28 protein-coding genes are annotated in these 21438 nt (G+C 57.6%); 11 read left to right on the plus strand and 17 right to left on the minus strand.

The features are described 5' to 3' along the window. Positions 1-45 precede the first annotated feature (45 nt). From SynBMKMC1_RS14745 to SynBMKMC1_RS10830, 3 genes are all read left to right on the plus strand, one after another. On the plus strand, positions 46-384 hold the full coding sequence (locus SynBMKMC1_RS14745) for a hypothetical protein (protein ID WP_255486179.1): 339 nt from the start codon (positions 46-48) through the stop codon (positions 382-384). Between the two features lie 63 nt (positions 385-447). Then, positions 448-693 carry a siphovirus Gp157 family protein gene (locus SynBMKMC1_RS14750; protein ID WP_255486180.1) on the plus strand — a complete coding sequence of 82 codons (246 nt, stop codon included), beginning with the start codon at positions 448-450 and terminating at the stop codon, positions 691-693. A 16-nt stretch (positions 694-709) separates the two neighbouring features. Beyond that, entirely contained in the window at positions 710-1498 is a 789-nt protein-coding gene (locus SynBMKMC1_RS10830) for an RAD52 family DNA repair protein (protein WP_255486181.1), read from the plus strand. Positions 1499-1605: 107 nt separating this feature from the next. Here SynBMKMC1_RS10830 and SynBMKMC1_RS10835 read toward each other — a convergent pair whose 3' ends face one another. Next, positions 1606-1758: a hypothetical protein gene (locus SynBMKMC1_RS10835; protein WP_186471732.1), complete on the minus strand. Its 153-nt coding sequence runs from the start codon at positions 1756-1758 to the stop codon at positions 1606-1608. On the opposite strand from SynBMKMC1_RS10835, the gene SynBMKMC1_RS10840 reads away from it, so the two are divergent. The 3 genes from SynBMKMC1_RS10840 (at position 1757) to SynBMKMC1_RS10850 (ending at position 3639) form a co-directional block, all read left to right on the plus strand. Continuing rightward, entirely contained in the window at positions 1757-1969 is a 213-nt protein-coding gene (locus tag SynBMKMC1_RS10840; protein ID WP_186471733.1) for a hypothetical protein, read from the plus strand. The genes SynBMKMC1_RS10835 and SynBMKMC1_RS10840 overlap by 2 nt on opposite strands. A 210-nt stretch (positions 1970-2179) precedes the next feature. Beyond that, complete coding sequence (locus tag SynBMKMC1_RS10845; protein WP_186471734.1) at positions 2180-2632, plus strand: hypothetical protein; 453 nt, start codon at positions 2180-2182, stop codon at positions 2630-2632. Further along, complete coding sequence (locus SynBMKMC1_RS10850; RefSeq protein WP_186471735.1) at positions 2632-3639, plus strand: hypothetical protein; 1008 nt, start codon at positions 2632-2634, stop codon at positions 3637-3639. The genes SynBMKMC1_RS10845 and SynBMKMC1_RS10850 overlap by 1 nt, the downstream gene beginning before the upstream one ends. 33 nt (positions 3640-3672) lie before the next feature. On the opposite strand, the gene SynBMKMC1_RS10855 is transcribed toward SynBMKMC1_RS10850, so the two are convergent. The 6 genes from SynBMKMC1_RS10855 to SynBMKMC1_RS10880 form a co-directional block, all read right to left on the minus strand. Beyond that, entirely contained in the window at positions 3673-3894 is a 222-nt protein-coding gene (locus SynBMKMC1_RS10855) for a hypothetical protein (protein ID WP_255486182.1), read from the minus strand. 62 nt (positions 3895-3956) lie between these two features. Continuing rightward, a complete protein-coding gene (locus SynBMKMC1_RS10860) occupies positions 3957-4145 on the minus strand; it encodes a hypothetical protein (RefSeq protein ID WP_186471736.1) in 189 nt (62 codons plus the stop codon). Between the two features lie 67 nt (positions 4146-4212). Beyond that, on the minus strand, positions 4213-4461 hold the full coding sequence (locus SynBMKMC1_RS10865) for a hypothetical protein (protein ID WP_186471737.1): 249 nt from the start codon (positions 4459-4461) through the stop codon (positions 4213-4215). 30 nt (positions 4462-4491) lie between these two features. Continuing rightward, positions 4492-4692, minus strand: a complete 201-nt coding sequence (locus SynBMKMC1_RS10870; protein ID WP_186471738.1) for a hypothetical protein — start codon at positions 4690-4692, stop codon at positions 4492-4494. Between the two features lie 185 nt (positions 4693-4877). Continuing rightward, positions 4878-5429 (minus strand): DUF4236 domain-containing protein, encoded by a 552-nt coding sequence (locus tag SynBMKMC1_RS10875; protein WP_186471739.1) that lies wholly within the window; start codon positions 5427-5429, stop codon positions 4878-4880. Between the two features lie 15 nt (positions 5430-5444). After that, positions 5445-5789, minus strand: coding sequence for a hypothetical protein (locus SynBMKMC1_RS10880; RefSeq protein ID WP_255486183.1), 345 nt, complete (start codon positions 5787-5789; stop codon positions 5445-5447). A 159-nt stretch (positions 5790-5948) separates the two neighbouring features. On the opposite strand from SynBMKMC1_RS10880, the gene SynBMKMC1_RS10885 reads away from it, so the two are divergent. Together SynBMKMC1_RS10885 and SynBMKMC1_RS10890 are read left to right on the plus strand one after the other, a co-directional pair. After that, positions 5949-6701 carry an SIMPL domain-containing protein gene (locus SynBMKMC1_RS10885; protein ID WP_222930362.1) on the plus strand — a complete coding sequence of 251 codons (753 nt, stop codon included), beginning with the start codon at positions 5949-5951 and terminating at the stop codon, positions 6699-6701. Positions 6702-6771: 70 nt separating this feature from the next. Further along, a complete protein-coding gene (locus tag SynBMKMC1_RS10890) occupies positions 6772-7209 on the plus strand; it encodes a hypothetical protein (protein WP_186471741.1) in 438 nt (145 codons plus the stop codon). 96 nt (positions 7210-7305) lie between these two features. Here SynBMKMC1_RS10890 and SynBMKMC1_RS10895 read toward each other — a convergent pair whose 3' ends face one another. Together SynBMKMC1_RS10895 and SynBMKMC1_RS10900 are read right to left on the minus strand one after the other, a co-directional pair. Next, positions 7306-8907, minus strand: coding sequence for a hypothetical protein (locus SynBMKMC1_RS10895; RefSeq protein WP_186471742.1), 1602 nt, complete (start codon positions 8905-8907; stop codon positions 7306-7308). A gap of 191 nt (positions 8908-9098) precedes the next feature. Further along, the gene (locus SynBMKMC1_RS10900; protein WP_370593957.1) at positions 9099-10091 is read right to left on the minus strand and encodes an integron integrase; all 993 of its coding nucleotides are present in this window, start codon (positions 10089-10091) and stop codon (positions 9099-9101) included. A 211-nt stretch (positions 10092-10302) separates the two neighbouring features. Between SynBMKMC1_RS10900 and SynBMKMC1_RS10905 the strand changes: the two genes are divergently transcribed. Beyond that, positions 10303-10779: a hypothetical protein gene (locus SynBMKMC1_RS10905; RefSeq protein ID WP_186471744.1), complete on the plus strand. Its 477-nt coding sequence runs from the start codon at positions 10303-10305 to the stop codon at positions 10777-10779. Positions 10780-10929: 150 nt separating this feature from the next. Here SynBMKMC1_RS10905 and SynBMKMC1_RS10910 read toward each other — a convergent pair whose 3' ends face one another. The 4 genes from SynBMKMC1_RS10910 to SynBMKMC1_RS10925 are packed head-to-tail and all read right to left on the minus strand — an operon-like array spanning position 10930 to position 13784. Further along, the gene (locus tag SynBMKMC1_RS10910) at positions 10930-11169 is read right to left on the minus strand and encodes a hypothetical protein (protein WP_186471745.1); all 240 of its coding nucleotides are present in this window, start codon (positions 11167-11169) and stop codon (positions 10930-10932) included. After that, complete coding sequence (locus SynBMKMC1_RS10915) at positions 11169-12290, minus strand: ThiF family adenylyltransferase (RefSeq protein ID WP_186471746.1); 1122 nt, start codon at positions 12288-12290, stop codon at positions 11169-11171. Before SynBMKMC1_RS10915 ends, SynBMKMC1_RS10910 begins: the two co-directional genes overlap by 1 nt. Continuing rightward, positions 12280-13131: a Mov34/MPN/PAD-1 family protein gene (locus SynBMKMC1_RS10920; protein WP_186471747.1), complete on the minus strand. Its 852-nt coding sequence runs from the start codon at positions 13129-13131 to the stop codon at positions 12280-12282. Before SynBMKMC1_RS10920 ends, SynBMKMC1_RS10915 begins: the two co-directional genes overlap by 11 nt. 8 nt (positions 13132-13139) lie before the next feature. After that, positions 13140-13784, minus strand: a complete 645-nt coding sequence (locus SynBMKMC1_RS10925; RefSeq protein WP_186471748.1) for a hypothetical protein — start codon at positions 13782-13784, stop codon at positions 13140-13142. Positions 13785-14058: 274 nt separating this feature from the next. Between SynBMKMC1_RS10925 and SynBMKMC1_RS10930 the strand changes: the two genes are divergently transcribed. Beyond that, positions 14059-15261 (plus strand): hypothetical protein, encoded by a 1203-nt coding sequence (locus tag SynBMKMC1_RS10930; protein WP_186471749.1) that lies wholly within the window; start codon positions 14059-14061, stop codon positions 15259-15261. A gap of 53 nt (positions 15262-15314) precedes the next feature. On the opposite strand, the gene SynBMKMC1_RS10935 is transcribed toward SynBMKMC1_RS10930, so the two are convergent. The 3 genes from SynBMKMC1_RS10935 to SynBMKMC1_RS10945 all read right to left on the minus strand — a co-directional run bounded on the left by SynBMKMC1_RS10935 (position 15315) and on the right by SynBMKMC1_RS10945 (position 19675). After that, positions 15315-16280 carry a hypothetical protein gene (locus SynBMKMC1_RS10935; RefSeq protein ID WP_186471750.1) on the minus strand — a complete coding sequence of 322 codons (966 nt, stop codon included), beginning with the start codon at positions 16278-16280 and terminating at the stop codon, positions 15315-15317. Positions 16281-16726: 446 nt separating this feature from the next. After that, positions 16727-17167 (minus strand): hypothetical protein, encoded by a 441-nt coding sequence (locus SynBMKMC1_RS10940; RefSeq protein WP_186471751.1) that lies wholly within the window; start codon positions 17165-17167, stop codon positions 16727-16729. A 285-nt stretch (positions 17168-17452) separates the two neighbouring features. Further along, positions 17453-19675, minus strand: coding sequence for an AAA family ATPase (locus SynBMKMC1_RS10945; RefSeq protein WP_186471752.1), 2223 nt, complete (start codon positions 19673-19675; stop codon positions 17453-17455). 148 nt (positions 19676-19823) lie between these two features. Here SynBMKMC1_RS10945 and SynBMKMC1_RS10950 point away from each other — a divergent pair, with 148 nt between their 5' ends. Then, positions 19824-20369 (plus strand): LysR family transcriptional regulator, encoded by a 546-nt coding sequence (locus tag SynBMKMC1_RS10950; protein ID WP_186471753.1) that lies wholly within the window; start codon positions 19824-19826, stop codon positions 20367-20369. Positions 20370-20374: 5 nt separating this feature from the next. Here SynBMKMC1_RS10950 and SynBMKMC1_RS10955 read toward each other — a convergent pair whose 3' ends face one another. After that, positions 20375-21433 carry a hypothetical protein gene (locus tag SynBMKMC1_RS10955; RefSeq protein ID WP_186471754.1) on the minus strand — a complete coding sequence of 353 codons (1059 nt, stop codon included), beginning with the start codon at positions 21431-21433 and terminating at the stop codon, positions 20375-20377. Between the last annotated feature and the right edge of the window lie 5 nt (positions 21434-21438).

Genomic DNA, 21438 nt, shown 5'->3' on the forward strand with positions numbered 1-21438 from the left:
AGCGCATCGTTCTTACTTCAGTTCCTTCATTCCTCTTCAGCTGTCATGGCTGTTCTCAACCCGATCCCTGCCGCTCCAGTCGCTGCCCCTGCGCTGGCGGCAGCCTCCTCTGCTGTCCCCCAGGCCGCCGGACCGTCCTGCTCGCTCCAGCGCTCCGGTTCCCTCTGGCAGCTGGGCATCGAGGCCCAGGAGCTCACCACCGCCATCGGCCTGCTGGCCGAACAGCTGGAAACCGATGCCCCAGAGCAGCGCGCCTCAGCCCTGGCTGAGCTGGAGGCTGCACTTCTGGCGGAGGAGAACAACACACAAGCTCTCACCGCCAAGGCCGATGCCAGCTGCTGGGTGATCGAGCACCTGCGTGCTCAGGCGGCCTACCGCCAGTAACAGGCCAAGCGCCTCACCGAACTGGCCCGCGCTGATGCCAGCCGAGCCGATGCGCTTGAGGATTTGCTGCTGCTTGTTCTCACCCGGCTGCAGCCGTCAGCCACCCGCTTCTCCTTGCCGCATCACGAGCTGAGCTCGCGCAAGACGCAGGCCGTACTGATCGATGACGAGAACGCCCTCGATGCCCAGTGGTTGCACATCACCACCACCAGCAGGCCGGACAAGGCCGCCATCAAGGAAGCCCTCAAAGCAGGCCAGCAGATCACCGGCGCCCAGTTGATCTCCCGCCGCAGCTGGCGAATCCGTTAATCCGGCCCATCCCCTGTTGACCGTCCTTCTCTCTCCTTCCAACGACATGCACACCACCACCGCTGGGTTCTCCCCTGAGCAGCTCGCAGCCCTCTCCGCTCCCCTCGATCGCGCCAAGGTCCAGACCCGCCAGCAGGCCGGTCGATCCCTCGCCTACTTGGAGGGTTGGCAAGCGATTGCTGAAGCCAACCGCATCTTTGGCTTTGACGGCTGGCAGCGTGAAACCATCGCCCTGACGTGCGTCAACCAGAGCGAGCGCTCGATTGGCCGCGATGGTCGCTCTGGCTGGGGTGTCACTTACACCGCCCGCGTCCGTATCCGCGTCGGTGCAGTGATCCGGGAAGGCAGCGGCGCCGGCCATGGCATCGACGCCGACCTGGGCCAGGCCCATGAATCCGCGCTCAAGGAAGCCGAAACCGATGCGATGAAGCGGGCATTGATGACCTTTGGCAATCCCTTTGGCTTGGCCCTCTACGACAAGCAGCAACGGCAGGTCACCAGCCCGGCGTCATCCACACCACCAAACACCCGTCATCGGTTGTCGACTCAACGCCCAGGCGCCGCAAGCAACGCAAAGGAAAAGGGCGGCCTGGAGCCCCTTGATGCCGCCACGGTCCAGACGATCCTGGCCACGGTCCGCAGGTTGACCCGCCCGGAGCTGGAGGGTTTCACCAAGGCGTTCCGCAAGCGGTTCCAGGTCCCCGCAGAGGCGACATCGATCGCCGATCGCATCAACCAGCGGCGGCATCACGACTGGATTGAAGCGTTTCTTCTGCAGCACCAAACAATGCGGCAGCCAACGTAGGAATCGGTTCTGTAGCGATTGATTCGCTCCGCATGGATCCTGCCTTGCTCGGGAAGCCGGCTGAACAGCATCGATCCACCAGAGGAGGTGCGTTCAGGCAGGGGCGGTCATGGGGGGTTGGCCACGGGGTTGGCGATCACGCCACCCGGCCTGCCCTGGCTTGCGCACCGCGCAAGGGCTGACGCGAGTCGCTCCGCGCCCCTTGCGCGGCGCAGGCGGCGCCAGTGCTTGACGGCGGTGTCGTTCGCCAGTCCAGCCATGGCCGCCACTTCTCTAAACCGCACCTGCCCGATCCGCATCATCTCGGTCCATCTGCTTGATGCCGCTGGCCGCCTCCTCAGGGTGCTCTTCCTCGATCGCAAGGGGCACATCTCATCGATGCCTCACTACGTGCCCCAAGATGAAGCCCTGATCCTGGCTGCCAATCAGCAGCGAGTGCTTGGGCATCAGGCCAGGGTTCTGGTGCTCTGAGGCGCCAGCGCCTCTCCCGGCCGGCACTGCCGGCCGGGATGCCGATCAACCCTTTCAACAGCTACCCGGGATGCAGATCGCTGGGTATAAACCGGTTCATCGCGGCAGCCCATGCCCGGCTATGCCACCAGCGCAAGTACCGAGGCAGCTTCTTCTGTCGATGAAGCAGGAGGGTCACTGAACCACCGAGCAACGATTGCTGGCTAGCGAATGCCCATCCCTGCTTTCGATCGGTTTGGCCTGCTGCCCGGTGGCATCCATGAGTGCACCATCGAAGAGGTCGAGATGAACCTGGCTTGGAACAACGAGCGGCGCCAACTGACTGCTCACCTGAGGGATTTCATCGCCGTTGAATTGGTGCCGCGGTTTGCCGTAGTCCCACCTGTTGTCCTCGATGGCAGTTACGTCAGTCAGAAGGCCAGCCCGAGCAATATCAACCTGGTTCTTGAACTCAGCGATCTTCCCGATATCGACCAGTGGGAGGGGCAGATGCTGCTTCAGGGCAAAGCAGAACTGTTTCGCAGCTACCAGATTGATCTGCATCTGGGCTTAAACGGTCTCAAGAAGGATTTCGTTGACCTGCTGCAGAATCTGCGCCCCCAGACGGCCCTCGAAAAGGGGCTCTATCACGGTCATCGCAAAGGCGTGTTGAGGTTGATGTGATGGGCAGTTGGATCAAGGCGATCGAGGCCAGGGCCCTCATCATTCATCAGGAGCTTCAGGCAGCTCGCGCGCTTGCTGTGCGCATGGGCCAGGAGCCTGATGCCATCAGCGGCCCCTATCTGGACATGCTGGCCAAGCTCTACCGGGAAGACTTTGCTTACGCTTCACTGGCCGATCAGGCTGATCTGGTGGCCCGTTTCACAGGGCCTGGTGTGACCAGGCCTGAGCCCCCGGTGTCTCTGGTGACAGGGGCGTTCTCCAAGTTGCGAACCCAGATTCAGCACATTGCCAAGTCGATTGCCGGCCTGGAGGACAGGACGGTGCGCTGGCCTACGCATCTTGATCCGCACCTCTCCGGCCTGGCCTACGGCAGCCTCGTTGTTGGCATGCGGGTGCCGCGTCCTGGGGAGGTCGACTCCCAGGGGCAGCTTGTTCTTGAAGGCGTCACCGACGGGCTCTATGCAGCGGTGCGTGATGCAGTACGCAGCCTGCCGATCATTCCCAGATTGATCCATGAGGAGGGTGTCAGCGACGAGGTTTATTCGCTCTTCCCGGACCCAGCGGTGCGTGACACCGTGATGCTGGCTGCACACAAGCTGGCGCCGTCCAAAAGCAGCAAGGGCATCACCGATCTATTCCTGAGCTGCCCCGGAGAAGAAAAGATTGCTCCGTTGCCACTCACCAAGAAAAGCCGGGAGATTCTGAGGCAGACCCTCGTGCAACCATCCAGCAAGCGCTCCAGTGGCACAGATTCCTTTGAAGGTGTTGTTCGGGAAATCGATCTGGATGCCCTGCGCTCGAGATCCGAGGAGTCCGGTATCAGCGCGGTATCCGCTGCATCTACGACGATCGGCACAAGGGAACGGTGCGCGAGATCCTCGACTGCAATGTCCGCGTCAGTGGCAGCTACGAAGCCTCTGCTGATGAGCAGCCAAGGCTCGTGGAAGTGGAAACCATTGAGATTCTCAAACGGCCTGAACAGCAGATGGATCTTCTATAGCCATTGAGTCTGCGCTGGATGCGTCCATCTGCTCCAGGGCTTATCTCGCCAGGAGCTGACGCTTGCAATCATCCAACGTGATCACACACACCACTGTTCGATCGCTGGAGATCACGCGATAGATCCTGCCCGTGGCCATGCACTTGGTGCGGGCATTGATGAAAGCCTTGAATTCGGTGTTGCAGGTGATCTCTTTTGTCCATCCCTGATCGGCAAGGCGCTCGATCGTGTACATGGCGAACACATCCTCTGAGCTGATCACACGATGCAGCGCTCAGAGGAGAAGGCCAGAAAGTTTCAGCTTGAGCTTGGGATCATGCCTGTTCAAGTGAGCAACACTGCACCTGTGGCCAGCAGCTCCTGGCGATACCGCCGCAGGCCAGCTGGGCTGACATGGGCGACCTGGGTGCAACCATTCATCCAGAACTGAACCGCCACCAGATCCGCATGGGCGGTGGAGCTGTAACGCTGTTGCCGGAAAGATGCGTGTGACTTGAGGGCGTCAGAAGCCATGCCGAAAGCGCGGGTCGCTGCAGGAAACCGCAGCCAGCGCAGGCCTGATGTTCGCTCTGCGATGGATTCAGAGATTGCGGCCGCCCTGACCGGTGGTGACAGCAGCGGCACTGGTGGGGTTCTGCAACGTGCGCCAGCTGCCGCAGGCGGTGCTCACCTCCACGCCGATGGACGCCTGGATCGGATCAAACGCCAGCAATCGACTCCAATGAATCGCCGTCTCCAGCGCCTCCGGCAGGGAGGCGAATTCGTCGTCGAGATGGGGATGGGGCTGCATCGCAGCATCGGTAAGGCGATAGCGGCGTTGAGCTGACATGAGCGTTGGCAGAGGGAATGGCAGAGCTGATCAGCTGCACTGGGCGAGATTGGTGTCAGAGAGCGGTGCACCCTCGAGTTCCAGCTCCTGACCGTGCACCAGCTCAAAGGCAGTCCAGACGTCCTCAACCTCACGGCAGTGATGATCGACGTCACACACCCGGTAGCGACCGGAGTCGAGCCTTTCGATCGACGAACCGCGGGGCGTGGCGGCAACAGCAAAAGCAGGCATGCGTCTCAGGTATCTCAGAACTGTCTAATCCCGATCCGCGGACGCTGTTGTGATCGATGCAGCACTTGGCCAGAAAAAAGGCGGGGGTCTCAATCCCGCCTGGCATGACAACGGCCGAAGCAGGCTTCCCAGCCCGCTGTCCCGAGCGTCCCGCAGCTGACGGGGTGCCGCGATCAGTACAACACTCATTTCTCAGCTGTCTCATTCAGGTGTCTCTCGCCACCGGGATTCAGCAACCGCCCGGCCAGCTCCGCTGCCTGGAGGCAGCGCTGCGCCCGCCGTTTGACGTCGTCCTGGCTCCGGCCCCGCTCGATGTAGGCCTGCATCGCTTCTGGGGTTTCGATCAGCGCCAGCAAGCCTGCAGTGCGGCCCTTGACGCGTGGATCCAACAGCAACTGGCTCACCAGGCCCTCGCTCCAGAGTCGGTGGGCGTCGTTGTCTGGCGCAAACAACTCCTGGTGCAGGATCTGCAGGCACTCCTGTTTGAGCAGCTGCAACTGGCCTGGCTTGAGCCGGCGGCTGTTGGGCAGGCCCCGAGCAGCATCAGCCTCATGCTCCACGCTCCAGCTCAGGCCCGTGCCCGGCAGCCCCACCGTGCTGCGCGCTCCTCCTCGGCGATTCACCGGTACATTGAACGATGCGCCCCGACCACCCACAGAGATCGAACTCAGGCCGTTCTTGGAGAAGTGAAACCGCAGGGGGCCCAATCGGGCGGAGCGGCGGAAACGGAATCCCATGGCGTCGTCCTCTGATCAGTTGTTTGTCACGCAATAGCTGCCGGAGCTGAACCAGCCCATCGGGCAAGCGTTGCCCTCCTTCTCCATCGCCTCGCGTTGGTTGCTCGGGCTGCTCAGGCAGTAGTTGCCCGAGGCGTAGAAGCCGATCGGGCAGCTGTTACCCACCTTCTCAATCGCACCGCGACTGTTGCCGCTCTTGCTTGGCACGCAGTAATCGCCTGAGGCGTAGTACCCCACCGGGCACCCACCCACCTTGGGGAGGGGACGCACCGGTTGCTGGGCCAGGGCGTTGGAGGCACTGACAACGGACAGGGCAAGACCAAGTCCAGCAAAGGGGATGCTCGAAGAAAAGACGTTCAATTTCGAACTGACAATGGCTACCAACAAATGGGCACTGCTTCCTCGCAAGACAAGAGAAAAAATGAAAACACGACAAGCTATTCATAAATCGCATAAAATACGTCTGCGAAACTGAAACCCCAGGACTAAACTGAATAAGGCTCGGGCCAGGATTTAGTGGTGGACGGCTTCCCTTGGCGAGAAAAACTCTTAGCCTCGCCAGCCGTGGCGGTCGCAGTCTTCTGTGTCGGCCTTCTTTCCTGCACAGGGTTGGGTGTCGCTCTTGTCGTCTCGTTGATTGACAAAGGTGGTGCCAAGGTCGACGTCACAGGTGTCAGCACCGAAACAGTGCGCAGTGATCGAGTGCAGTGGTCGTTCACGATTAAGACCGAGTCTGTTGATCGCTCACAAGGGGCTTTAACTCAAGAGAAGCAACTTAATCAAGCCCTTGCTTTCCTTCAGAAAAATAAGATTTCCACCGACGATATCTTTGTCAAGGTTCTGTCTGTGAGCCCGAACATCGAGACTAATCGCGAGACCGGCAGAGAGACCATGCTTGGCTGGAAATTCAGCCAGGAAATTGTCGTCATCAGTGCTGATGTCGACAATGTGGCGGAAGTCAGCCGGAGATCAAGCGAACTGATCAGCAATGGCGTCGACGCAAGATTCCAAATGCCCCAATACACCTACTCAGGGCTTGCAGACAAACGGATTGAGCTGCTCAAGGAAGCCACGGAAAACGCAAAGCAACGCGCAAAGGCGATCGCCACCACCGGCAGCCTTTCCCTCGGCCGAATGACTAACGTTGGCACAGCCACATTTCAGGTCACTGCACCTGGCTCTAGCTCAGCTGGCAGTGGCGGCCTCTACGACACCGAAACGATTGAAAAAGAGGTCAGCGCAGTGATGGATGTCAGTTTTAGATTGAAGTAACGGATGATAAGACCTTCTGGAGGCAAGTTCACTCATTTAAGCGGCACTTATTATCTCTCGGGTATTAACAATGAAGAAGCAGATTGGTCGTTACTTGCGCTATAAGCTAGCCTTTGAACGACTTGATGAAGCATTAGAGCAAGGTTGGCTTTTGGAAGCCATCTCTCTGGAGGAAAGCATCATCACAGATCGCCTCCTCTCAATACTTGAGACCAAAGGAGTGGCGGCCTCAAGCAGGCAAAGCCTTGGTAATCTCATTGCGCAGGCAAAGAAAGCGATAACAGGCAGCGGTGAATTGATCGAGGGAGACGCCTTCCATGAACTTGATCAATGGCGAGATGCTCGCAATGAGTGCGTCCAAGGGTTCTGCAAGTTGGACGACCACGCGTATGCTGAGAATTCAGCCGAGATCTTCAGCGAGAAGATGTGGCAGACAGCCAAGAAGGGACGAGAGCTCGTTGACTTGGTGAAGGATCTCTCAACACAGGTCAAGAAAGTCCAGAGCTGAGCGGGATAAGGGCTTCTTCGCAAAGCAGCCTGTCGCTTCGTCTGCCTAACGCTCAAGATCAGCGGCGGGCGGCATCTAGCTGCCATCAAAAGGTTGCTATGGCTCCGGCCGCTGGATCTTGTTGTTCGGTGGTTGAATCTTGCTTTTCTCTTCTGGGACGCTAATGACCCGTCTTCCAAATGAAGGATCGCGGGAGCCAGGGGGAACGGATTGATCGCCGCTTTGTTTGAGCAAGGGCTTCGAGGGCATAGGCGAGGAAATAGGAAACGTGAGATCCAAGAATCTCTGTAGAATAATTTGCGAAATTGGCACTGCAATAGCCAAACCTATAGCCCATCGTTGAAGTCGAAGGATCGTTCGATCGCTGAACTCATCTTTCGCAATCGCATAAGACTCTTTTAGCCTTGGTATCTGAACGTCAATGAGACTCCGCAGCCATTTAACTGACTCTAGGCCATGCTGACAGTATTCAAATGCCTTGCCTGGGAGTGGTTCCCAAATAAGGCCCGTGCCCGGGGGCTCAAAAGTTCTTTGGTCAAGGTCTTGCTCCTCGTCATGGGCTGATGTAAAAGTCTCATAGATTGAAGTATGTTGGTATAATTGAAGTCGCTGCGAGGCCAAGCTCTTTCTTGTTTTCTGGATAGAGTGCATTAATATCTTGCTTTGTAAGTTGTCAAGCTGCCTGCTTTGTAATCTCAAAATCTCTTTCAGAGTATTGATCCATAGAATCTGATTAAGAAACACTGAGAAACTCTCTGAAGAGGCTATGTATTTGCCAAGGACTCTAAGCTCACTGCCGGACCTGCGTTCTTGCTCAATATATATGTCATTAGTCTGCTTGTTTCCATAGATATTGAAGCCGTTTGTTCCAGCTGAAGCAAGCAATCTAAAGAACTCGCTCATAGGAGCACTATCCTGTGACTTGCTGATCAAATCGGGCTGGGTCTCTTCTTGACATCTAAACGCCAGCAAAACCGGAATTCCACTGTAGTTGCCTGCCAGAATTCCAGGAGCATCCCGTCTCACGATGGCATAGGCCTCGGTTCGGATTCTATCGTCAAGATCCTTGATAAGTTGACGTTTTCGATTATTGCCTTTCTTAATCTTGAATGATGGGTTTTGGATTCTTCTGATACTAGTGAGCCAATCCACAAATATTCTTACCCTAGTATTAGTCTGCGTTTGCGCAACAAATATGATCTGCTCTTGCAAGTTGGCAGAAGGAGTAAACGAAATGCTGACCTTTAGCAGTGAAGATCCAATTGATTCAATTTTAACCCTGTATGACTTAAACAACTTTGACCTGGCAGGCACAACGAGGCCATCTATAAAGTGATAGGACCGCGACTTCTTTTCACTTGCAATCCTGTCAACTGCTCGTTCAATACTTTCTATGGCCCTCTCGTATGCGCGGCTATCTTTTCTCTGAATCCTGCGTGCCATGTTGAGCAGGAGTAGTCGAAGTCGCTCCTTGTCTGAAGGGCTATACACCTCCACTGCGACTACACGATCCAGAGAGAAGCGATAGCCAGGTGGAACGATATTTACATCGTTCTCTAGAATTTGATGAGTTCTGTGTTGAAAAAAAGACGCGTAGTTTCCGTCTTTATCATTGGACTGCAGTTCCGAGTGAATTCTCCTCGATCGTTCGTCCTCAAATTCTATGGAATCACTGGAGCCATCAGCTGATCGAGTCATGCTATACACAAGTTACTTCGCTCGGATCGATACTATATCTTGGATCCATCGAACGCTAATTAGAACGTCTGCGTAGCAACCTAGATCGCGTATATCAGCCCAGATAGCAGCGGATAGGCCTTTCGTCTACTCAACCGGCGGGAGGCTTTTTGATGGCGTCCCCGGTGTTCTACGGACCCGCAGAACCTGTCTCAAAGTAAATCTGCCGGGCTCGTTACGCCTGCAGGGCCTCGATTAAGCACATGCGTGTAGATCATTGTTGTCTTCACATCACTGTGTCCCAGAAGCTCCTGAATGGTTCGAATGTCGGATCCACGTTCAAGTAAGTGGGTAGCAAAGCAATGACGAAAGGTATGGCAGCTGGCATGTTTACTGATCCCGGCAGCTTGGACTGCAGAGCGAACGGCTCGCTGGATGACAGAAGGATCAAGATGATGGCGACCCTGTTCCCCAGTCTCCCGATTCCGCCAGCGCGTTACTTGCGGGAACACCCATTGCCACATCCATTCACGCGAGGCTGACGAGTATTTTCGGGCCAGTGCATTCGGGAGTGGGACTTGCCCCCACCCAGCTGCGAGGTCTTTGCGATGGAGCCTCCTGACCTCCTGCAGATGGATCTGCAGAGGCTCCATCAGGTTCTGAGGAAGCACCGTCACCCGATCCTTGTTGCCTTTGCCGCCATGAATCACCACCTGACAAGCCGCAAAATCAATGTCTTGAACATGGAGCCGTAGGGCTTCCATCAGCCGGAGCCCACTTCCATACAACAGTCCGCTCACCAAGGCAGAGGCTCCTTCTAATTGTTGAAGCACCGCGCGGACTTCCACAACACTCAGCACCACTGGCAGACGCTTGGGCCGTCGCGCTCGAACAACACCCTCGAGGTCGCCAGGATCAACGTTGAGCACCCGCCTGTAAAGAAACAGCAACGCGGCCAGGGCCTGATTTTGAGTGGATGCGCTCACATGCTCTTCAACGGCAAGGTGGGTCAGGAAAGCATTGATCTCAGGCCCACCCATCTCACGTGGATGGCGCCGCTGATGGAACCTCAAGAAGCGTCGGAGCCAGCGCTCATACGTTCCGATCGTTCGTCGGGCGTAGTGACGTGAAGACAACGCTTCCCGATACGTGGCAATCAAGCCAGGACTGGCACTGGTCAAAGCATTGGCGATCTCTCCACGAATAATTCCCCCCTCGTTATTCGCACGAAGGAATGGTGTTTATGGCTGAAAGGCCTAATGTCTGGTCGTGGAGCTTGCTCCGTTCATCCCGAGCATCGGCGCCAATCTTCCAGGGGATTGCCGATCACCAACCTGCCGTCCGTTCCTGCTGGGCAAGGTGGTCAATCCTGGAACCCCGAGGGGTTGATGAGCAGGAACGCCATCCCGAGCAATCATGTCGTCCACAGTTCGGCGCAGCACCCATCTCTCGCGCCATCTCCAGCTCCTGCGCGAGCAGCGCGGCCTGCGCCCCGGGCAGCTCGCCGTTGCACTCGGTGCCTCCAACCCATCCAAGGTGGGCAGCCTGATCCGCAGCTTTGAGCTCGGTGAGCCGCTCAGTGATCACTGGCTGCAGGCCCTGATCGCTGAATTGCAGCCTGATCCTGACGATCTATGCCATTGCCTCGCTCTGGATCAGGCAGATGCCCAACGGCAACTGGAGCAGGAACGCCAAGCCTGGGAGGCTGGGCTGATGAACCGATTGAGCCTTATCTCTCTATCCGATATTCCCCTGGAGCGGGACGTGTGCGAAAGGTACCCAAAGCATTCTGCACCCCGCGTGCTACAGAAGAGGAGAAAGCCTGGGCCAGGCAACGGGCAGAAAACTGGGCTGCCGATGAGCTCAGACGCAGCCCACGCAAGGGGATCCTGATCTGGAGTCGCCGGGAGAGCACGGCTTTTGAGGCACACGGGCTTAATCCTTGCCGCCGAATTAGCAGCTTCGGCAACAAGAGCTGTGAGTCCTGGATGCAGGTCAACGAGTCACAGCGGCGCTTCCTGCTGGGAGAACACGGTGCATTCATCAAGACAGCCATCGCCGAATCTGAAGGATCACGGAGCCGATAGCACCCAACAACACCCATTCCCAGTACCTGTACACCAACCAGGCCACTGCCAACAAAAGAACAATGATGCCAATCAGCATTGCGAACATCAACAAATTCTCCAGACTGAACAGAGGTTCACGCTGTCTCGAAGCAGGCGCAGCGGCAGTGGCCTGGCTCTGAGCGCGGATGAACTCTCCCCTTTCGTTAAAGGGCATCAGTCCATTCCTCCTCGCGCACGACACGAACACGACTGACTGCTGGAGCCGAAACCCACCTGAATCGAAGTGGTCACCTGCAAGGGATGGGAAAAGATCTCGGCAGCATCACCGCCGATGCGGGGATCGTTGGTGTTGCACACCAGCGTGTACTGGCTGAGGTGACCCAACAGCCGCGGCGCGTAGCTGGGTACGTTACGGTTGAGCAAATCCAGCGCCAGCTTCAGGCCGATCTGGGTGACATGGGCGATCTCAATCGCCAGGCCGGGTTGAAAAGCCAGAGCTTCAAGATCGGTTTCGTTGCTGTAGAAGCGGCGCTGCGACTGCGGGCGGACCGGCATCGCTTCATCAAGGCCTTCGAGAGCGCAGCTGTAGCAGGGCATCGGCTGGTCGGGATGCCAGTAGAACAGCTCCCCGGCGAAAGCGCGTTCCCAGAGTCCGATCGAAAGGAAGGAAAGCCGCAGACTGGCAGCAAGGCGCGCGGCGTAGCGATCGGCGCGCCGACTATCGGCGCAGGCAAGCATCAAGGTGTTTGCATCGCTGAATGCAGCCACCACAGCTGGATCCAGCTGCTCGAGCGGCATCGCGGCAACCTCCACCAGGGCCTTGGGATTGATCTGACGGATCCGGTCCGCTACCGCCTCCACCTTGCGGCGGCCCACATCCGCCAGGCCACATTGATGGCGGCACAGGTTTTCGATCGACAGCAGGTCCTCATCAACCAACAGGAAACGACCCACACCACTGCGGGCCAGATCCAACGCGGCCAGGCTGCCCACCGAACCACAGCCGCAAACGATCACGCCGCTCGACTGCATCGATGCGAGCTCGAGCAGGCCGCGATGGCGGGAGAAGAGATCGGCATCGAGGTCGTAGGGGCGGGCACCACAACGCCAGCCATCGGCATGGAAGGTCCATCCCTGCTCATCGAAGCGGGCCTCAAGCCTTGGCATGCCCCGGCTGAGGTTGCGGCGACCGGCAATAGCAGCATCGGGCTGAATCACGACCACTTGAGCGGTCTCGGCATGGAAGAAACCGTGCAGATCCACCTCCGCACAGCCCGGATCAAGATCAGCCGGAAACCAGATCATCAAGCGTGATTGCATGCTGTCACGAGACATGGCTCAACTCCTGTAGCTGTTCAACGAACTGGCCAGCGCTCAGCAACCAACCGTCTTCGCGGACGGCCTGAAGCTGACCGGAACGGCTGAGGCTCAGCTCCCAGAGCTGACGGCGTCGGCCCAGCGTCTCGACGAGTGCCACCTGGAGCACGGGCCCGCAGGCGCGCAGACCAAAACGCCAAACCGCTTGCGACTCCAACGCAGTGATCATCGGATCAAGGCAAGCGGCCAACCCAGAAGCCAAGCTGCAACGCGCGCGGGGAACCCGGGCCAGGACCTGCCGCAGTTCTGTCGCCAGCGCTTGGTCCGCCAGCCGTTCTGGATCGAGGTCAAAGGGGTGAAGAGGTTCACGCAAGGTGCTGTCGATCAGCGCATCGCCCACCAGCCACGGCAAGCGCACGTAGCTCAGGTCGGGCGGAACGTGGAATGCCGTGAGACGGAAGCCAGGATCGAGATTCACCAAGCACGACAGCGCCCCATGGGGCGTGCGCTCCGCGAAACGCTGGTTGGTGATGTCGTCCTCGGCGGAGAAACGATCAAAGCTGCCGGGGTGGCGATGCCACAGACCAATCAGTTGAAGGGGCTGCCTGTATTGGCACGCCAGCTTCCTCGCCAGGTGGTTCACATAGCTGCTGTCGTACTCGAAGGTGGTGGCGGTGCAGCGGGCACAAGGTCCGGGATCGATCGCCTCAAGCACCTGCCAACGCCGCTGGTGGAAGTGGCCAAGCAGAATGCCGCCTGTTTCCAGGGGATGGTGCTCCAGGGTTTCGGCGCAGATCGCCGCCACAGCCCGCCGACTGAAGAGCACCTCCAGCGGCGCGGTGGGATGGATGTTCTGCATCGCTTTGCTCAGATGCGGTGACCAGCAAATTGATCCGTGCTCAGCTCCCCGAGCATCCACAACTCAAATGCGGCTATCCACTTGGAGGCCCAGGCCAGTGCGCTGGCGGCAGTGCTGCTGTGATCCCGGCCATGGCGAAAGGCATCGGTCGCCACGGTGCAGATGCTCAGCGATCCATCGCCTCCATGGCGGAGGGTGTGGGGGATGGGTTCCCCGATCTGCTCCCGCAGTTCAGCAAGGTTGGGCTCAATCGGAACCACAGTGATCGAGCCGCCGTAATCATCCCCATGGGGATGGTCATGGTCGTACACCAGCTGCAGGTGCCAGATGCGACGGCTGCCGGGGATGTCGCTTGCCAGCGAACCAAGCCAGCTCATCCGGCCATCTGGCAGGCGATCCGGCCGGAACTGAGGAAAAAAGTGGCTCATCGCCTGCAGCTCAGCCTGAAACAGCTCCGGATCCCGCTGGTACCAGTAGAGAGATGCGGCGGCGAGCTTGCCTTGCGGCACGGTGATCGCCACCTCGTTACTGCCGCGCTCATTCAGCGGGCGGATGGCACCTTGCTGAGTAACCATCACCTCCTCACCGCGGAGGAGCTGGGCGGCGAGTTGCTGGCGGCGGGCGGCGGCGGCGTCTTTGGTGGTGGTGCTCATGAATCATCAACGGATGAGCACATGATTGGCTGGAACGCCTGGCCTGAAGTCAGCTCTCGTGCGAAGGACGGAAGGTGGCACCAGTCCAAGACGAACCAATTTCTACTGAAACCAACTGGCGAGCAAGCGTCCCTGCTGCTCCGCCCACCAGCGCCCAATCATCCCGGGCCCCCTGAGCCGAGGCGGGTGAGCTTGGATGGAGTAGCGATGATCCGGGTGATCGCTGAAGCTGGAGCTGCTCGAAAGACGCATCCGCAGTAGCCGCTACCCCTCGGTGGAAGGGCTGAAAAGCCCGCAGGCGATCGACTTTTGCATCAAGATCGACCTCTGGAGGTTGATCGATCAGCTCTTCTCAGAAGGCGAGCAACCCGATGCGCTCGAGAAAGAAGAACGAGGCGGGTCGAGTGCCCGGATTAGGAAAACAGAGAACTGCTCGACGCTGCAGCAGCGCTGCGCGTTAAGTTCGAGGAGTTGTGATCCGTGGTTGCCGAAGCTTCCTTGGAATAGTCGCATTAGCGTTAAAACTGAACTTATTCTTCTCATGAAAACACAAAACTTGATCAATCATAGACTTCTACGGCTCGTCGATGAGCTTGGAGCAGGGATGAGCCAAGATTGTCTGGCTATCGAGTGTGGGTATTGCGGCCGCGTAAGTGGACGACCACAAGTTAAACAGTTTCAGGAAGCTATTCGGAAAGCCAACGAAGAGATTGAGTACGACTTTGGGATTAACGTAAAAATGTCAAATGGCATCAATGAATTTACAAGTATCACAGCTATCAGAGACCACTATCCGCAGCTACTGCATCTTGCCTCAGAAGAAGCCACTAGCACATTCAAGTTAACTGCATATTTCAAGCGAGTAGAAACATTGGACCTGCCATTATTCTTCATCGCCAGCAGGGACGGAGTCAGCGGTCAATTGATATCAGATCTCAGATCCTTCAATGATCGCACAAAAGGAAGCCCAAGCTTCGCGTATACAGTACTATCTAGAGAATCCTATGGCACACCAAAGAGCTGCTCAGATGAGCTTGTGCAGGCATTTTCTATGACGGATGCCGATATATCTTACCTCAGCGATGACGCCCATCCGCGTCTACTCATGGCCTGTTTGGCAGGATGTATCTATGCCAGAATCTCTGAGAGCCTAGACCCCAAAATAAATATGTTCCTCCCACGCAACTACGGCTCCGTAGTTGCGGGATATCGGCCGACTCATAATGATATTTGGGAACGAAAAGCGAATGGCACTCAGCTAATAGATCCCAAGATTGTAGAAAAGCTACTAAACGCTAAAAGCGTTATCAGCCTTAATGTCACGACTGGATTTCCTGTGAGTTCAGAAAACATCAGGATACCTGGGTGGAAGTTCATCGAAAAGCACCTTGATGAGTATTGGTGCTACAACGACGGCTTGGAGGTTAATGACAGACTCGATTGGCATCTACTCTTCAAGCTAGGCTCAAAGGGGTAGCATCTAGCGTAAGAGGTGGCATTCATTTAGCAGTAAAGTGATCAATAAAGGGCTCACTCACTCGGAAGATACTTCCCGTCCACCATCGGCCATCTACAAGCTCTGTCCCAAGCCTCCACTGTATATCTGGCCCTCTCTGCCGCATAATCAAGCCCTGCCCAGGATTGGAAGATTCTGCTAACGCTATCAACATCACAATGCATCCTACAGATCGAAAAGATTCTGTCCCAGTCAAGTTTCTCAAGGAATGCATACAACTCCATCCGTGTTTTCCCTTCCACTAAATGCGTGACATGGACCTCGTTGTCTGGCGTGCCGTAATAACCTCGGAAATATTCGGTGAATTCTTCCTGGCCTGAGTGACACACGATGTGAAACATCCATATGACGAATCTCTGGTCCTGAGGGCTGGAATCTGAATAGTCAAGAAGATCGCTTAATTCGATGTAGCTAGCAATCTCTCGCATCATGAGTTGAGTATCAGTATCCACCTCGTCTTCATTTCTCAAAATCAGGTTCATCAGCTCACTGGGATCCAGCTTGATGTGCACCCCGCTGGTGCGGATGAATAAATCATCAGTTTTTTCAAAACTGTTCCCGCCACTGGGTACCTCTTGATGATTTAAGGACTCTGAGTACTCTGCATCACTAAGAGGATCGGTCTTGATCGATAGGTCGCCAAAACAGATAAATCCCCCATCCTCAATCCAGCGACAGGCGAAGGGGGCAGTGAAACGAACGATATATCCAAGATCCGAGATCTCATCGATGGCATCGACGGGGACACAGCCAATGTTGGCGACATCCACTGCATAGGAATTACCATCGCTATCAGCAAAGATGCCATCTCCATACATTTTACTATAAATAGCGAGTTGATATGAATCCTTGGTTTTATGCACCCCTTCAAGACCGTAAAGACCCTGATCAAAAAAGTCTTCGATTACATAGGATAGATCTCCAACCCAATACACACCTGGCTGAAGCTGACCTACCGGCTTGATGGCGCTATATGCCATAACATTGTAGGTGAAGCAACCTTCTTAGTATAGCTCATAAAAACATAAATACTATCAAGAAAAGCGATTCCTATTCGTGTCCCATGGCGACAGGACCGGGCTTTGGCGACAGAAACGGTAAGCAACTCTGCGAAGTCATCAAAACCGCATAATAAGACGTGAGATCAATAATGTCGGGCGGTGATTGCGCAAGAAGCACACCAACTCACTCGCACCTCGTTCATGCATCTCTATTAGTCCTCCTCTAAACACCGTCGCTTTCCTCGAACAATCGTATCAATTCTCCATTTCTCATATTCTTCCTGAAACCTTTCAGAATCCATAATCTCGCCGACAGTTATCTCTTTGATATCCTTTTCGCCAAAAGAAGCTGGCTTACTAGAGATCGACTTTTTAACATCAGCATCCATGCTTGAGGAAAGATAGAGGGCATCTGATAATAGCAATCAGCCCATCTCCACGTTCTGGAGCAGCAGACGGGCCTGGTACAGCCGGTCCGCATCCACGGCCCAGCTGACGAGCTGGGTGTGCTTGGCGTCCTCGTCCTCAGCCAGCTCGCTGACAACCTGATCGTGGAAGTCCTCCAGTTTGTTGAGCAGCGACAGGGCGATCGCCTGATCATCGGCAGGGCTGGTGCTGAGGCTCTTGATCAGATCCAACACCTGCGTCACTTTTTCGCTGCGCTTGCGTTCGGGCTTTTCCGGCCGGTTCGGCCTCGGCGGCGTGTCTTGCATGGCGATCAAATCCTCAGGGCTATTGGGGATGTCGGCATTCAGCGGCTCCATCGCCGCGGAGGAGAGCATCTCAGGGTGCACATCGGCGTTGGGATCCATGGGCTGCTGGCCCTGGAAGCGGTAGCGACCGTTGGAGGAATCGGGCTGGCTCATCGGTGCTTGATCGGGATGCACCCAGCTTCAACGGCACGATCGGTAGGTGCTGCGCTTGTCGCGCGAACGACGGCCCAAGCTCGTCTCACGCATCCATGCAAATCCTGCATACCTCAGCAGCATGAGTGCCCATGGCCTTTAGGTTGTTGGGGTCAAAACAATGCATCGGCGATTGCACCGTGGGGGCCACGGAAGCGTCGACCGCTCAGGCGGGGGATGACCAAAGAAGTTCCGCCAGAGCGAATGTTGTCACTCCTCTCCAGGTTGCAGCCCAGCTGGCTTCAATCACCGCCTGGCGAAAGCCTCGCCTTCGGCGTACTTCCCCACCACATCCCGCGCCATCTGCTGGTGCAGCTCGCGCAGCGCAATCGGGGCTTCAATGCGTAGGCCTGCCCCCCAGCGGAAGAGCCAATTGCGCAAGTCCCAGTCCTCCTGCACGGTCCAGCGCGGTAGAACCAGTTCCACCGGGTAGGGGTGGCTGTCAGTGGCAGCATTGGGCTTCAGCCGATCCAGGCGGCCTCTCTCCCAATCGTTTTGGCCGGGCAAGGGCAACGAGTAGCTGGTGTGCTCCAGGGGAAAGCGATGCGGTTCCTCACGAATCAGGCGGAACACCTTCGCTGTGCAGGAAAAACGCAGCCGTTCGTACACCTCCAGGCCTCCAGCCATCAGGCCATCGCGGGGTTCCATCAGCGCCATCTGCGCCTGGATGTCATCACCGAAATACAACCCCCCGCAGAGATGCAGCAAGCGCTGCATGCGCTCCATCGCTGCACGGTGATCCTGCTCCTGACTGCGCCGGAGATTGCCGTCTTCGCCAAGCAGCACCAGACGATCCAGGCGCAACATCCGGATCAAGCCCTGGGGGTGTCCCGGTGACTCGGTCTCAAACGCCAGATACCAACTGATGTTGTGAAACAGCAACTGCAGCGGCCAAGCGCGGAAGCGACCGTCGTCTCCGCGTTGGCGCTGCTCGGCGCTGGGTTGATCCGGTTCATGCCGCAGCCAGACGCAGCGACGTTGGTGGATCGCCCGCTCCAGGCGCTGGCTCTGCTCACTTCCCGCCAGGGTGCCGGGCCGGGCTTCCGTGGCGGAGCGGTGCGCCAATGCCCGCTTCGGTTCACGCCTCGCCTGCATGCCCCCATCGAGCAGGCCCGCCCGGCGCAACCGCAGTTCCAGTGTGGTCAACAGTGGTTTGGTGGAGGCATCACTGAGGCGTTCCATCGACGCCGACAGCAGGACATGGATCTCCAGCAACTGATCGGCTGAGAGCAACGCCGTGCCGATGGCATAGCCGCTGCGCAGGCTGTCGGGCCGCCCCTTGATCTCCGGACTGAAGCCATAGGGCCGCAGTAAACCCTGAAGGTCTTTGCGCAACACCGATTGCTGGCTGGGGTCGGGGCCGTAGCTGCCCTCGATGTCGCTGAGGCGGTCGATCAGATGCTGGTACAGCGAGCCCGAATCACCAGTTGTCTCGGCATCAGTCGGCGCATCGAACGGCTCCTTCAACACATGGCGCAACAACGTGAAGACGCGAATGAAAGCGCGGCGGTCCGCCAGGGCGGGAACACCGCCATGGCAGGAGCTGTCTTGAATCGGTCCCTCCGGCCCGAGCTCAATCGCTGCGTTGCTGCTCCAATCCAGACGCGTGAAGCCATTGGCTTCTAGCCAGTCGAGATCGGCTCGAATCGCCTCCACATCGCCATACACCTCGCTGTTGCCGCCATGCACCTGATCCCACCGGCTCAGCAGCGCAGCGGCCAACTCCGCCACATCGCCACTCGGCAGCGGATTGCAGATCTGTTCCATCGCTAAAACAGTGGCCGAATCCTGCCGATCCAGACCGTTGAACTGCGTCAGCAATCGCAGCAGGAACAGCAGGCGTTCCAGGTCGAGTAAGCGCGAATAGCGATGCAGATACGGGGTTTTGGCCTGATCGCGATTCAAGGCATTGCGGATGGAGCCATCCAGACCGCGCAACCGGGTGGCCAGAGCCTCAGGTTGGCTTTCACCGGCAGCGGGGTTGAGTTTCACCACCGTGGCGAATCCCTCCGCCCGGTGGGGGCCGAACTGTTTGTGGGTGATGGCGGCGTGAAAATCACGGATCACCGAAGCTGGCACCGGTCGCTCACGCGTTTGCGCCCACTTCAGACAGGTGTCAAGCGGTGTGGTGAACCACCAGCCGATCCACTCCACGGGCCTGCTGAAGCGCAGGGCCTGGGTGTAAAGCAACCGCCAGGGCCTGCGGGCATGGGTGGCATCAATGATCACCGGATTGCCCGCATCAATCGCCGATTGAAGGCGCTGCAACATCAGCGCGCGTACCTCATCCCAGGGCCCCTGCACCGCCGCGTCACCGAACAGTTCAGCGCGGATCGCATCGGTGGAGAGCACCAGCGCTGTTGTGCCGTCCTCTGCAGGCAACAGCGGCGCCAACTGATGGGCCATTGTTGTTTTGCCACTGCCGGGAGCGCCGATCAGCAGGTGACAGCGCAGGGGTGCTTCAGTCATCCGGGCATCCTGACTGGAGTCAGACCAGAAGGAAAGTCACTCGCGCGAACGACGACATCGCCATGGTGGCTCAGGTTGTCGTTCGCAGGAGCTGCAACCCGTTCACCAGAGGAATCCCGAACACTGAGGCCTGTTCAGGGAGGGTGTGATGGGCCGAGACGCAGAGCAAGTGCAGTACCGGATTCCGGGCGCACTCCTGGATCTGGTGCTTGTGGATCTGCTGGAGCTGACCGGCAGCACCACGTCGGCAGGCAAGTTGCTGAACCTGTCGCAATCCACCGTCAGCCGTCGCTACAGCGCCTTGGCGCGGGAGCTCGGGCTGGAGCGCTGCCGGCACAGGCCTCTGGGCAGTCGCTTCGGGGATGCGAGCTGGTTGCAAGACCTGCGGCGTGGCGTCAATGGCCATCGCCATAGCTGTGGCGTCCTGCGGGTCAGCGGTGCACCGGCGCTGGCGCCAGTCGTGGCGACCCAGCACTGGGCGCAATGGATTCCCGTGACCGCAATGAGGCCTGGCGATGACCCGGTGGAGTTGATTCGAATGGAACTCCTCGATGGCTGGGTGTGTCACGCCGATGACAGGCAACTTGAGCAGATGCAACACCACAACGACATGCAGATCTCGCCGATTCCCGGGCTTCCCATCCGCTTGCTGCATGACAAACGTTTGCGGCCACTGGCTGCAAATCTGAATTGATACATTCAAGCGTCGATCAGCCATGGATAGTCCTCCAGTACACGCTGCAGGGCGGACAACACAGCCAGTACATCGACCAGCTGAATGTGCCGTTGCTGGCCTTCGCGCTGTGGATGCCCCATCCAGTTACCAAAACAGCGCACTTGATGCAAGCAGCTGATCAGCCAACGATCGGCGCCGCGCTGAGAGAGAAGGCGAATGCCTCTATTGAGATTCAGGCGGTGGTGATCAGGCTCATCACGTAGGCTGAACAAGACCAATTGCTCCACCACTCGGCGAGCATGAATACCCAGGGCGATGGGGGCGATCTGCTCGCCCTTCAGGATATCCAAAAGTTCGCTGAGATCATGGGCGAGCACACTGGAATGCTCCTTTCGTGAATCAACGCGATCCCGCAGCAAACCGTTCAACCGCTCCAACCCAGGCAAGTCTGATGGCAAGGGAATTCGCAAGTCCTGCGCATCCACGCGCGCCAGCGCGGAATCAATTGCCTCACCCAGAACACTGAGATGGCGATCGGTTTTGTCGAACAGAATCAACTGCTCAAGATCTGGCAGATGGCGAAAAGCCTCGCGATAGGCCTCGAGCAGCTCCGGCATGTGGGAGAGCGCATCAATGCCTTGGTTGCCGCTCCCCAACAACGGTGAAGCCACCGTGGCGCAGGAAATGCCCCGCATGGGCAAGAGTGCCAACAGCGAGAACAGTCGGTTGAACGGCGGCCATGGCACCAGATCGCCCTCCTGCCACTCGATGGCGCCTTCCACTACTGCAATCCGTTTGAACCGGCTTGGAGGCGCCTGATCACCCAGGTCCAGCGGAGCACTCACCCATGCCTTTAGGGGGCTTGAGCGCAGGTCCAGGGCAACGTCGAGCTCAGACAGCGTGAGCCCATAGGCCTCATGTAACCGTCCGAGCAAGGTGCGAGGCACCGGCGCGTAGTGCCCCTGAAACGCTGATACCACCAACAGATCGCTCTGGAGCCCCAACTGGGGGTAGTCACCCACCTGGAGTTCAACGCTGCGCTCTCCCGTCGCTGTATCGACATCAAAGAAGTTCAGCAGCACAGCGG

The sequence above is a fragment of the Synechococcus sp. BMK-MC-1 genome (genome assembly GCF_014279955.1).
GTDB lineage: Bacteria > Cyanobacteriota > Cyanobacteriia > PCC-6307 > Cyanobiaceae > Synechococcus_C.